The organism is Polynucleobacter sp. MWH-HuK1, from assembly GCF_018881815.1.
Lineage (GTDB): Bacteria > Pseudomonadota > Gammaproteobacteria > Burkholderiales > Burkholderiaceae > Polynucleobacter.
This window is the reverse complement of record NZ_JACVPP010000001.1, coordinates 398313-408968: the sequence shown is the minus strand read 5'-3', so window position 1 is coordinate 408968 and position 10656 is coordinate 398313. Positions and strand designations below refer to the sequence as shown.

General features: G+C 40.6%; 18 protein-coding genes. 5 read left to right on the top strand and 13 right to left on the bottom strand.

Features of this window, described 5'->3' with window-relative positions; all coding sequences use genetic code 11:
- From ICE93_RS02150 to ICE93_RS02135, 4 genes are all read left to right on the top strand, one after another.
- A partial coding sequence (locus ICE93_RS02150) for a rhodanese-like domain-containing protein (protein WP_216185078.1) occupies positions 1-265 on the top strand: 265 nt, incomplete at its 5' end.
- A gap of 3 nt (positions 266-268) precedes the next feature.
- Positions 269-1078 (top strand): energy transducer TonB, encoded by an 810-nt coding sequence (locus ICE93_RS02145; protein WP_216185075.1) that lies wholly within the window; start codon positions 269-271, stop codon positions 1076-1078.
- 90 nt (positions 1079-1168) lie between these two features.
- Positions 1169-1519, top strand: coding sequence for a DUF3147 family protein (locus tag ICE93_RS02140; protein ID WP_216185072.1), 351 nt, complete (start codon positions 1169-1171; stop codon positions 1517-1519).
- Positions 1520-1732: 213 nt separating this feature from the next.
- A complete protein-coding gene (locus ICE93_RS02135) occupies positions 1733-2047 on the top strand; it encodes a multidrug efflux SMR transporter (RefSeq protein ID WP_216185069.1) in 315 nt (104 codons plus the stop codon).
- Between the two features lie 92 nt (positions 2048-2139).
- On the opposite strand, the gene ICE93_RS02130 is transcribed toward ICE93_RS02135, so the two are convergent.
- The 11 genes from ICE93_RS02130 to ICE93_RS02080 form a co-directional block, all read right to left on the bottom strand.
- On the bottom strand, positions 2140-2655 hold the full coding sequence (locus ICE93_RS02130; RefSeq protein ID WP_216185066.1) for a DUF1003 domain-containing protein: 516 nt from the start codon (positions 2653-2655) through the stop codon (positions 2140-2142).
- 146 nt (positions 2656-2801) lie between these two features.
- Entirely contained in the window at positions 2802-3494 is a 693-nt protein-coding gene (locus ICE93_RS02125; RefSeq protein ID WP_216185063.1) for a haloacid dehalogenase type II, read from the bottom strand.
- Positions 3495-3543: 49 nt separating this feature from the next.
- Positions 3544-3810, bottom strand: a complete 267-nt coding sequence (locus ICE93_RS02120; RefSeq protein ID WP_216185060.1) for a heavy-metal-associated domain-containing protein — start codon at positions 3808-3810, stop codon at positions 3544-3546.
- An 11-nt stretch (positions 3811-3821) separates the two neighbouring features.
- Positions 3822-4283 carry a DUF411 domain-containing protein gene (locus ICE93_RS02115; RefSeq protein ID WP_255554447.1) on the bottom strand — a complete coding sequence of 154 codons (462 nt, stop codon included), beginning with the start codon at positions 4281-4283 and terminating at the stop codon, positions 3822-3824.
- 55 nt (positions 4284-4338) lie between these two features.
- Entirely contained in the window at positions 4339-5013 is a 675-nt protein-coding gene (locus ICE93_RS02110) for a DUF6803 family protein (RefSeq protein ID WP_216185054.1), read from the bottom strand.
- A gap of 59 nt (positions 5014-5072) precedes the next feature.
- On the bottom strand, positions 5073-5408 hold the full coding sequence (locus tag ICE93_RS02105; RefSeq protein ID WP_216185051.1) for a hypothetical protein: 336 nt from the start codon (positions 5406-5408) through the stop codon (positions 5073-5075).
- Between the two features lie 63 nt (positions 5409-5471).
- Positions 5472-5906, bottom strand: coding sequence for a DUF2703 domain-containing protein (locus ICE93_RS02100; protein ID WP_216185048.1), 435 nt, complete (start codon positions 5904-5906; stop codon positions 5472-5474).
- Positions 5907-6167: 261 nt separating this feature from the next.
- Positions 6168-6806: a hypothetical protein gene (locus ICE93_RS02095; protein WP_255554446.1), complete on the bottom strand. Its 639-nt coding sequence runs from the start codon at positions 6804-6806 to the stop codon at positions 6168-6170.
- Between the two features lie 31 nt (positions 6807-6837).
- Positions 6838-6981 carry a hypothetical protein gene (locus tag ICE93_RS11365; RefSeq protein ID WP_255554445.1) on the bottom strand — a complete coding sequence of 48 codons (144 nt, stop codon included), beginning with the start codon at positions 6979-6981 and terminating at the stop codon, positions 6838-6840.
- Positions 6978-7418, bottom strand: a complete 441-nt coding sequence (locus ICE93_RS02085) for a DUF6641 family protein (RefSeq protein WP_216185042.1) — start codon at positions 7416-7418, stop codon at positions 6978-6980. The genes ICE93_RS11365 and ICE93_RS02085 overlap by 4 nt, the downstream gene beginning before the upstream one ends.
- A gap of 725 nt (positions 7419-8143) precedes the next feature.
- Positions 8144-8695, bottom strand: coding sequence for a hypothetical protein (locus ICE93_RS02080; protein WP_216185039.1), 552 nt, complete (start codon positions 8693-8695; stop codon positions 8144-8146).
- Between the two features lie 309 nt (positions 8696-9004).
- Here ICE93_RS02080 and ICE93_RS02075 point away from each other — a divergent pair, with 309 nt between their 5' ends.
- Complete coding sequence (locus ICE93_RS02075; RefSeq protein ID WP_216185036.1) at positions 9005-9574, top strand: site-specific integrase; 570 nt, start codon at positions 9005-9007, stop codon at positions 9572-9574.
- Positions 9575-9621: 47 nt separating this feature from the next.
- On the opposite strand, the gene ICE93_RS02070 is transcribed toward ICE93_RS02075, so the two are convergent.
- Complete coding sequence (locus ICE93_RS02070) at positions 9622-9939, bottom strand: hypothetical protein (RefSeq protein WP_216185033.1); 318 nt, start codon at positions 9937-9939, stop codon at positions 9622-9624.
- 1 nt (position 9940) lies between these two features.
- Positions 9941-10606, bottom strand: a complete 666-nt coding sequence (locus ICE93_RS02065) for an AAA family ATPase (RefSeq protein ID WP_216185030.1) — start codon at positions 10604-10606, stop codon at positions 9941-9943.
- Between the last annotated feature and the right edge of the window lie 50 nt (positions 10607-10656).

Sequence of the window (10656 nt, the reverse complement as noted above, 5' to 3'; positions counted from 1 at the left end):
ACTTTTAGATGTGCGGCCTAGTGAAGAGTACGCTCACTCTCATCTTGAGGGGGCGCTCAATATCACCCTTGAGGAATTAGAAGAGAGATTAGGAGATTTTCCAAAATCTAAAACGATTGTTGCTTACTGTAGAGGCACATACTGCGTTCTATCTTATGAAGCTGTAAAGCGCCTCAGAGAAAAAGGATTCAAGGCGGTACGAGCAGAAGATGGCATACCTAATTGGCTCAATATGAATCTGAAGCTAGCCAAACAAGACGGGTAGTGATTGTTCCGTCTTAATCGCCTTATTCAAACGCCACAGTCTGCTTTTAAGTCGGCGCTTGTACTTTCTTTAGCTTTACATTTTTGCGTTCTACTTTTATGGACTCCATCAACAGCAAAGCCGCTAAAAAAAGTTAAAGAAGATGTCGTTGTCATCAAACTAAATGAGCCCGAAGAAAAACAAGAACCGGTCACCACCCAAAAGAATCAAACGCTCACAACGAAAGCTCCAGCAACACAAGCTGCCCCAAATGCTCCAACAGCAGAAGAATGGGCATTTGCCTCAACATACACACTAAAAAATAGTAAAGGCTACAGACACACTTGGGGCAAGCAAGTGCGTAGCATGATGGGAACAGCCGTTGAAGGTGTCGATCAAGGGCAAGTGAGATTTAGAATCGAGATTGCTCCAAATGGCAGCATCACTAGAGTTGAAACCCTCTGGAAGACATCTGATAAAGCAGAGGCTCTTGCTCGCAAAGCCATTTATTCAATGCCACCGCCACCGCCCACGCCAACTGGGAAACCACTCATCTTTGAAAAGACAATTTCGTTTACGCCATTTGCTACTGATGACACGCCAATTTATAGCGATGACTGTTTACCTGATCCCCCATCATTTAATAATCCCTTTGCTTGGGATGGCAAATCGCCACAAGAGATAAAACAAAATAAGCCTGCCGAAAAACTTAGTCCTGAATCGTTAGCAGAGTGCCTCAAACAATTACCTCAGGATTCTATTGAAGGTGTGGCCGCCCATAATCAGAGACAGCTGGATCAATGGGGGTCAAGCAATCTGAATCAAAGAAAGTAGTTCACATACATACGTCTATGCGCATATATTTGTAATGTCGTTTAAAACGACATTCCTATAATTGGGCAAGCAAAAACACTTAAGGCGTCTATGACTTGGATAATCACAAAATATCTACTGACAGCAGGGATGATTGTATTCATTAGCGAAGTTGCTAAGCGAAGCGATAAGTTAGGGGGATTCATTGCGGCATTGCCCTTGATGACATTACTTACTCTTACTTGGCTCTACATTGAGAATCAATCGGAAGAGAAAATAGCAAACCACGCTTATTACACTTTTTGGTATGTCATTCCAACATTGCCGATGTTTTTACTATTTCCCTATTTGCTACCAAGACTAGGTTTTTGGCTGACGATGGGAGCAAGTGTTGTTGTGACGGTTATATGTTTTGGACTGTTTGCTTTGCTGATGAAGGGCTTTGGAATTGAACTGTTGTGATGATTTGTCGTTTTAAACGACAGCGATATATAAAGTCCAATAGCGTCTAGCACTGTGATTAGAGAGTGAAAACGAAAACAGCCGCCGAAAGGCGACTGTTTGAGTTCTTGGTGGCCCGGGGCGGAATCGAGCCAGGCCCGAAGATGTCTAATCCTGTTTTATGGCGCGAGAAAATTTGATAAAGTAAATTCTTTGGTTAACTCTAGGCCCAACATGTATTGGCTATCTTTATTAATGGCAGGTGTTTTTGAGATTGGCTGGCCTCTTGGATTAAAGCTATCAGACAATCCCAACATGAAAATCTTGGGCATTGCTTTGGCTGGAACAAGCATGGCACTGAGTGGATTCCTGCTTTGGTATTCATTAAAAGGCATTCCTATCGGAACAGCGTATGCGGTATGGACATCCATTGGCGCAGTGGGTACTTTTGCTATTGGCGTTTTAGTTTTTGGTGACCCCAATATTCCAATTCGTTGGATCGGGGCCGCATTGATTCTGCTTGGAGTCATTTTTCTGAAGATGGGCTAGCTGAGCTATAAATGAAAAAACCACCCGAAGGTGGTTTTGATGTTTCTTGGTGGCCCGGGGCGCAATCGAACCAGGGCCGAGGAGTTCCTATCCTACCCTCTATAGCTATCTAATTTCTCGCTCAAAGCCTCAACCGCCTTAGTTAAAGCATAAAGCTCTTTTTCTTTCATCATGTCGATCTTTTGATGAAGCAATTCGATTTCTAGCTCCGCCTTTACATTGACTTCAAAGTCGTTATTAGCATGTTGTCGATCTATCTCCGAGAGTCGATTCTGACTCATCATGATTGCTGGCGCTGTATAAGCCGCTTGAAATGACAGCATTAAATTCAAAAGAATGAAAGGGTATGGATCCCAAACATTGTCATTGTTTACAGAGTTATAAGTAATCCAACCCAAAATACAAACGCTTTGAAAAATGATGAACTTCCAAGAGCCTACCGTTCTTGCCACCGCATCCGATATTTTTTGCCCAACAGTCAATGGTCCTATGGGTTGCTCGACATGAGCCGTAATTTGAGTTGGGAGTCCTTGGCGATGCCTTTTTCTGTGAGCACGCAAAGCGTCTAAAACTTGAAGTTCTTGATTGGTGGGTATGGTTGTAGTCATAGGTCTCTCCTAGTGCGCTTTCTATACTCTACGCCCAGAAAAGAAAAAACCACCCGAAGGTGGTTTTGGTGTTCTTGGTGGCCCGGGGCGGAATCGACCGAGACTGAGGCTGCTTAATCCAACAGCAACCCGGCCAAAAAAGTTTATTAATTTATCTCAATAACATCAAGAACCTGATTTAGAGAACTACCTTCATAGCTTGGCTTTTCGCCAATCTCTTCAAACGGATGATTCAAACGGTTCACCCAAAATACATCAAAACCATACCACTTTGCCGCTAAGGCATCCCAAGCATTACTAGAGACAAACAGAATCTCTTCCTTTTTCACAGGAAAAGCTTTTAGTAATAGCTCATAGGCTTGGGGGGCGGTTTTAAATAAGCGCACATCTTCAACGGTGACAACTTTATCCAAATAGGGTTTTAAGCCATTGCTTTCTATAACGGTGGCAAGCATTTCTGTGCTTCCATTAGATAAAATAGCCGTTGAAATACCTTTTTGTTTTACTGACTTGAGCACTTCCAGGCTGTCGTCAAAGCTCTTCAACTTAGCATACTGATCCATCAGTCGCCTCTCGTATTCTGGAGTGAGGTGTAAGCTCATGCGCTTACATACATAACGTAATGAGCGAATGGTGATCTCCCAAAATGAAAGATAGTGTTTGCTACCGTTTGGGTTAGGATCACTCATTGTCACTAAACGGGTGTATTCAATTTGGCGATCACGCCACATTAAATTCAATGCTTGACCGTGCCCCGGAAACAATTCTTCCGCTAACTGCCCCATGGAATACACATCAAGCAATGTCCCATAGGCATCAAAAGCTATCAACTTATACATACCGGCTCCTAATTATTCTTATGAACAGCCATTGTCTCATAAAACGACATCATGAACACTTACACCCACCACCACAGCCGCCGCCCTGCTTGGCATGAGTGGTGCCACCAGTATCCAATTGAGCTGGATAACCATCCTCTATTAAGGCCGCAATTAAGTCATCCGCCTTTTCGGTGGCTCTTGTCACCTTAACTTTTCCGGTAGCTAAGTCTACAGATACATCCTGTACACCTTCTAATGGTTTAAGTGCGTTAGTGACATGTTTGACGCAAGAGCCACAAGTCATACCGCTTACATCTAAGTTAATTTCGCTCATTTCAAATTCCTTTATTTGTAGGATTGATAAACACTGGGCTTGCCATTTAATCCAATTAACAAAACATCGTAGGGGTCTTTTCTGCCCTTGTACTCAGGCCCATCCATACCAGGAGAGCCAAGCGGCATAGCAGGAACGGCTAAACCAATGGCTTTAGGTTTTTCCACCAAAAGTCGCTTAATTTCTTTAGCAGGAACATGTCCTTCAATGACATAGCCACCAATTAAGGCTGTATGGCAAGAGCCAAACTGAATAGGCATACCTAACTTCTTACGAATTTCGTCATTGCCATCTGTATAGGTTTTAACAGCAAAGCCATTCTTTTCCACATGGTCCGCCCAGTCTTTACAACAACCGCAGGTGGGGCTCTTCCACATCGTAATGACAGGCTTTTGTGTTGCGCCAAAACTCAAGCTTGGCAATAAAGCCAATCCAAAAAAGATCAGCCTTCTATGTTGATTTATTAATTTCATTTTTTTAACCATTCCTTTCAACAAGTAAAAATTGCCCTTGCGGGCAATCCTCTCATTAGTGCGTATGTCCTTGGTTGTTCGTTGGCATGTTTTGTTTCATTTGCCCATCATTCATAGGCACCTGTCCGCTGTTCTTAGGCATTTGATTGGAAGGCATATTGCCCATCATTTTCTGATGTTGTTTCATCATCTTTTCATGCTTTTCGGGGTGACAGAACTCATGATCATCCGCACCTGAACTCATTTGGTGAGCACTCGCACCTTTATAACCAAGAATGCTTGGATCAACCATGCCGGCAATCATAGCGATGTGTCCAAACACCAAGAACAAGGCAACACAGATCGCATGAATCTTTAGCTTACCCATTTGATCCAATGCTTTATTGACTAATCCCATTTCCTGTAAAGCAATCCAAATGAGCGGCAATCCTGCTATGAGGTAAGTACCCACAGCAATCACATCAATCACTGTTCTCCATTCACCCGCCTTGGTAATTGGGATTACCGCATTCGTCATGATGTAAATGATGATTCCAACAAAATAAATGCCTACAGCAATGCCAGCAAAACGATTCAGGTAATAAACCGCTCCATCAAACTTGCGAGTGAATAATAGGTACAACTCGGTGATTGCCAAAGTCTCAGCCAGAATGACTGGAATGGCCATAAAAATAATTAAATTCCAAGGCTGGTTAACAGCCAACAACTCCATGTAGTGAGTCATGTTCATAAGATTTCTCCAATAGATTACTGTGGCTTAATGCCACAAAAAATTAGTTAACTACTTAATTAACTAATGAATCTTGGTGGCTTGAAGATATGACTAGGAATTGCCTCAACAATTAATTGAGGAACATGAGGAACAAAATGACTAGAAAAGTCAGGTTGCCTGTATTGATTAGAAGATAGGTTAGCAACTACCCCTAAGCAACATTGATGATGGGCTTGGTGATTAGTAGATTGATGTGTTTTATCAATTTTTGTATCAGCCTGAGTATGGCAATCATGCTGAATGACATGCTGGAAATGTAATTGATCTAGCCCATCGTTAGACGTAGGCATGCCAACCGCATGAATGAGGCTGGCAAATAAACTTAGGCAGAGAGCAATACAAATCTTTCTCATACTTTAATTCTATGCCTATTTAATGATTTTGTCGTTTTAAACGACACTGTCCAATACTAAAACTTATCCGCAAGAACCGCCACAACAAGCATTAGATTTAGGGCCTGTATCAGAAGTTAATAATTCACTTGCTGCCCTCAGCCCTGCTTTTACAAATAACTCTTCAGGGATAGTTTCATGGCTATTTCCGTCAACCTCAAGTGTGCGACAGCTTGATCCTTCGCAAACTGAAGAGCAGGGGGTCATGCCAACTCGAGCGCCCAGCCACTCCTCCACTGGCTTACCCGCAATCCAAACTTCATTTGATTTAGATGGATTGATTTTGAACTCTGCCTCCGTTAACTCTTTAGTTTCAAATGTAACCTCAACACCTAATGGCAGCAGTGACGATTTCAACTTGGCTAACGCCTTTTCAAGCTCTTGATGGGTTTCCCCGCAACGAATACAAGTCTCGCCCGCTTTTACAAGTCGATACCAAACTATTGGCATGGTTTTCATATAAAGCCCCCTGAAAATATTCTATGCCTATTACCGTTTTAATTCGAGCCCCAAAAAGAAAAAACCACCCGAAGGTGGTTTTGGTATTTCTTGGTGGCCCGGGGCGGAATCGAACCACCGACACAAGGATTTTCAACTCTGATAGACCGCCTAAGAGATACTTAAAATCAAAGAGATAAAGCATAGGGGGAAAGTTTTTTGTAAGCGTTGTGCTTTTGTCCCACGCAGCGTAAAAATAATTTACGCTTGCTTTATGTATGGCTAACATTTGAATGCCTCTGTAATATCAAACCAATACTCTTTAGTTTCACCTGTAGTTTTAATATCAATCGTTAATTTAGCAATATGCTTTTCGTCTTTTGTAGTAAGGTGTTCGCTTAGTTTCAATTGCCACTCTAAATTCTTCATTTTCATTTCAAAATTAATTAAGTGATGCTCAATTGCCGCCATAGCTGAGGGGCTATCTACGCCACTTATAACGATCGGGTCCTCCTCATCACCCCATCCATTTACTTTCACCTGATATTGAGCAAATTGAAATTCCAAATTCATAGTGTCTCCATTTACATTGAATAAAGCTCCTTCTACACAATTGGCAACATCAAAGTCAATAGTTTTATGAATTATTTTTGCTATACCTCTTGTCCGACAAAACAATGATTTTGTAATAGCACTACTAACCAACAGAAAACCCGTCGTTTGATTCAAATTAGGTATTTTCTGTTTAGCGTTGCTGTAGCTGCTTACGCAATCTCTCAGCATCACGCTGTCGTCGCTGTCTTTCACGCTCTGCTTGTAATTGGCGACGGCTGTTTTCAACACCTTGTTTAAGAGCGTTAATTCTAGCCTGCGCGGGCGTAAGAGGTGGCTTTGGTTTGATTGACTTAGTGGCAAATTCATAAAAGCGCATTGTGTATTTACGCAACTCAATTCACACCTCTTTAAAACTCAATACATTACCTACGCCATACTGCGCTTCGCCTAATGACTTTGCTGCTAAACCATTTTGAGCGAATATAAGAGTGAATACGGTTTGCGAACCATTTATGCGGACCCACAACTTATATTTTTTCATTTAACAAATCCACTGCGCAATTTGTTAGCCGCAAAGTCAATAGCTGCGTCTAGTTCGCCCGCTTCAACTGCGGACTTAATTACTTGTAGTGTTGAAACTAATTCAGTGGAAGCTCCAACCTCTACTGCGAATTTTCCTTTCGCCAACTCCAATACTTTTGAACCATAACGAATTGCTAGTGCTAGCTTACCGTTATCGCCTACAAACCACCACGCTTTAATACGCTTTTGTGTTTCTACTTGTTTGCGCAAACCTGTTTCTTTGTCTGTATAGCTACGAAAACGACTGACGGCGAATTGACCACCTGTTTGTTCTGCTTTAGCCAATTCAATTTGCTCCCAAATACGCTTAGCTAATTTATTTCTACGCTGTAGCACCTGCGGAATTTGATTGGGCTTTTTAGTTGATGTTAGTTTGAGTGCTGCTAGTGTGCTCATAGTGCTTCCTTTTCTGTTTGTGTAATAAAACAATAAATTCGGAAAAGCATTGAGAACAACCGAAATTCAACTCAAATTACCGTCTTACCAAATAAAACGCCACTTTCATTCTGAATTTCTTTTCACTCATATAAATAACTTTGACAGCAGAGCAATCTGTATGCCATTTACTACTACTGATAATGAGCAGCGACACTCAGTTGTTATGTCGCCCTAAAGCTGGCCATTGGTGTGCGCAGCGATGGAAATTCTGTGCGGTAGCAGAGACTTATATTCACTATCCTTAACAGGACGCCGTTAGCTTTGCTAGCTAATTGAATTGAGAATTAATCAGCATAAAGTTGATAGCCTATAGTGCTATAACAACACGAGAGAGCTCTGCTCACACAGCAACTTTCAAACAGGACAACGGTAGCCACTTATGCTGTTGTCATTGTTGCGCTTCATTTCAGCCGCATATAAAAGGAGACAGCGAAGCCGCCCTTACCTAAATGGTTATGCCCTTAGTGATGTAGTAAAGAACTCAGCGAAAGTCCTTTTCTATTACTGAGCCTGTTGCTTAAGGCTCAGTGTAGGTTGAATCTAGCGAAAGCATTCAAACATTAACTCTAAAAAATCAAAAGAGAAAAAATGTGTGAGTGAGTGCGAAGCACTTACGAAACACTAGCGAACGCAGTTCGCTATACAAGGTGGCAATAGGTCAAAAATCACCACTTGAACTTAAATTACAGACTAGTAAAAATATGCGCGGGTATTTTTTTTATACTTGATTTCATTTCTTGAGAAACCCAAAGATTCCATTTGGAAATGATCTTATCTGAAGTCTCTCTAGTATCTAAATAGCTATAGCCTTGACTAATCTTAGTCAGACAATGCCTTAATATTTCATTTTCATTGGGATAGTTTCGTTCCAATAGAAACCCAAGCCGCTTATAAAAAGCACCACTACGAAATTTTTCAGCGTAATTAAATAATAGTTCAAAGTTTTTATATTTCGAATTCGCATAATTTACTAATGCTTTTTCAACCAAATATATATTTTCAACTAGTTTAGGTTTATCCAATAAATCCACAATTGTTCTTGTTGGATCTGAAATCAATGATTGCTTACTTGTTATTTTATTTTCAATTATTCCAAATGATTTATTTCCCAACGCTAAAAGTTTTAAATCTTTTGTTGAAGTTGTTGAAAAGTCATTAGCTTGTAAAAGATGCCAATGAATAGCTGCGCTGTAAGCGCCTATGTAGAATTTATTTTTTACTAAATCTTTATTCATCTTAGCTTTGATATTTTTTTGATTTTAATTCTTTATTTGTCTGCTGTGCTTTAAATCATATCTACAAAGCTAAATCTTCACTAACTTAATGCTCTTGCTACAGAATACTTAAATAATTGCTTGTAGGGCTTATTTTGCTGTGGCTTATTGACTATAGCGACATAAGAAAATTGCGAAATTCTTATCTCAGCCCACGCTGAATTTGTAAGTCATTGATTTATGGAAACTCTTTTAATGCTGAATTTCGGTAGGAATTTTGCGCATAAGAAAACATACTAATAACAATAAATTCTTTTATGGGGAGACGAAATGGCGCAAGCTAAAACACTAAACCAAAGCGAAATTGATATGGTTTTGCGCTATATCAGCACTAAACAGAAATACAGCATTAGAAATAGGGCGATGTTGCTTACTAGCTATTGGAGTGGAATGCGGGTAGGGGAAATTGCTGCGCTAAGAATTTGTGATGTGCGAAATGAGGATGGTTCGATTAAGGGTGAGATTCGTTTAGCCGCCAACCAAACTAAGGGTAATAAGGCACGAGTTGTATTTGTCAATGAGAAACTACGAACTGAATTAGGCACCTACTTAAAACACTATCCTGTCAAAGATATGTCTTTGCCATTGTTTTATACAGAAAAGTCAAAAGGATTTACAGCTAATACACTTACGCAATGGTTCTTTTGGTTGTATCGCAAAGCAGGCGTAAGTGGAGCATCAAGTCATAGCGGAAGGCGGACTTACGCAACAGGCATAGCGAGTAATGGCACTAGTCTGCGTGTGCTAATGCGTCTAATGGGGCATAAATCTGTATCTACTACAGCAATCTATGTAGATGCCAATGACGATATGCTGCGTAAAGCTGTAGAGTTGATATAAAAAAGCCCGCTTTATAAGCGGGCTTTAAAGTTAAGCGTCAAATAAATCTACGCTTGTATATTCACATATCCTCTATTCACCGAAGCAAAACGATCAAGTAGTTGATTGATTCTATCTTCAGCTTCGTTTATGTGTTCTGCTATGTCAATCCAACCATTTTTAAAGTGATATCGAATATTTGTAATACGGACATCATACGAAATTAATTCAATTTCCCCATACATAAAAAATTCATCTTTCTTAAAAAATTCTAATAATGCTTTTTTATGCCTAATATGTATTGAATGAATATCGCAACTAACTTGTATGTCTATATCAGCCTGCTTAACAAATGCTATAGGAGTTCCTTCTAACAAACATTCCATCTCATTCTCCTTTGCCTAAAATTGTATTGTCTTTCCACGCTTCAATAATTTCGTCTAACGCACGATAGTAGGCACGATTGTCGTAATCGTTTTCATAGACCGTGTCTAACACATCACGCAACACGCTGTCGTCCAAATCAACGCCCTCACTGCGCAAGATATGCTGTGCTCGATTAAAAAAACGGTCAGGTGGAGCTGGAAGCACCTCTACTACTTCTGCTCTACTCAGCAAACCTCTATCAATCTTTTCTACTTCATTAGTAGTGAAGATAAACAACTCGCGCTCTGCCATTCCATCTAAGCACACACGAAGCGCCCCCTTTGCTTTGGGGTCGAAATTAACCTCCTCTACAACCGTGTAATTATTCTTTTGCCCATCTGTGCTGAATAAGCGGTCGTATTGAGTTGAGCGAAAGAACTTTTCTCGCACTTCCTTTGCGCTATTCAATTCTTCCGCATTGACATAGTTAATTGATACTGCGTCGCCATCTATTGCTTTAGGTATTAGCTCTGCTAGCAAACTTTTACCTGTCCCATACTCGCCGTGTAAAACTAACGGCAACATCGATTTACCATCCGCATATCGTTTGATTTGAGTTTCTAATTTTGGAGTTGCGAAAACAAACTCGTCAATTGTTTTAGGTCGATACTTGTAATTCGTGTTCATATATACTATCCTTATGTTGTGGGTTGAGTGCGCCAACACCCAACCCAAGT

Excerpts from the sequence above, each read along its gene's own strand:
- ICE93_RS02075 (WP_216185036.1), top strand. The coding sequence starts at position 9,005 with ATGGCGCAAGCTAAAACACTAAACCAAAGCGAAATTGATATGGTTTTG.
- ICE93_RS02140 (WP_216185072.1), top strand. The coding sequence starts at position 1,169 with ATGACTTGGATAATCACAAAATATCTACTGACAGCAGGGATGATTGTA.
- ICE93_RS02125 (WP_216185063.1), bottom strand. The coding sequence starts at position 3,494 with ATGTATAAGTTGATAGCTTTTGATGCCTATGGGACATTGCTTGATGTG.
- ICE93_RS02115 (WP_255554447.1), bottom strand. The coding sequence starts at position 4,283 with ATGAAATTAATAAATCAACATAGAAGGCTGATCTTTTTTGGATTGGCT.
- ICE93_RS02085 (WP_216185042.1), bottom strand. The coding sequence starts at position 7,418 with ATGAGCACACTAGCAGCACTCAAACTAACATCAACTAAAAAGCCCAAT.
- ICE93_RS02080 (WP_216185039.1), bottom strand. The coding sequence starts at position 8,695 with ATGAATAAAGATTTAGTAAAAAATAAATTCTACATAGGCGCTTACAGC.
- ICE93_RS02070 (WP_216185033.1), bottom strand. The coding sequence starts at position 9,939 with ATGGAATGTTTGTTAGAAGGAACTCCTATAGCATTTGTTAAGCAGGCT.
- ICE93_RS02100 (WP_216185048.1), bottom strand. The coding sequence starts at position 5,906 with ATGAAAACCATGCCAATAGTTTGGTATCGACTTGTAAAAGCGGGCGAG.
- ICE93_RS11365 (WP_255554445.1), bottom strand. The coding sequence starts at position 6,981 with ATGAAAAAATATAAGTTGTGGGTCCGCATAAATGGTTCGCAAACCGTA.
- ICE93_RS02065 (WP_216185030.1), bottom strand. The coding sequence starts at position 10,606 with ATGAACACGAATTACAAGTATCGACCTAAAACAATTGACGAGTTTGTT.
- ICE93_RS02120 (WP_216185060.1), bottom strand. The coding sequence starts at position 3,810 with ATGAGCGAAATTAACTTAGATGTAAGCGGTATGACTTGTGGCTCTTGC.
- ICE93_RS02130 (WP_216185066.1), bottom strand. The coding sequence starts at position 2,655 with ATGACTACAACCATACCCACCAATCAAGAACTTCAAGTTTTAGACGCT.
- ICE93_RS02110 (WP_216185054.1), bottom strand. The coding sequence starts at position 5,013 with ATGAACATGACTCACTACATGGAGTTGTTGGCTGTTAACCAGCCTTGG.
- ICE93_RS02095 (WP_255554446.1), bottom strand. The coding sequence starts at position 6,806 with ATGAATTTGCCACTAAGTCAATCAAACCAAAGCCACCTCTTACGCCCG.
- ICE93_RS02105 (WP_216185051.1), bottom strand. The coding sequence starts at position 5,408 with ATGAGAAAGATTTGTATTGCTCTCTGCCTAAGTTTATTTGCCAGCCTC.
- ICE93_RS02135 (WP_216185069.1), top strand. The coding sequence starts at position 1,733 with ATGTATTGGCTATCTTTATTAATGGCAGGTGTTTTTGAGATTGGCTGG.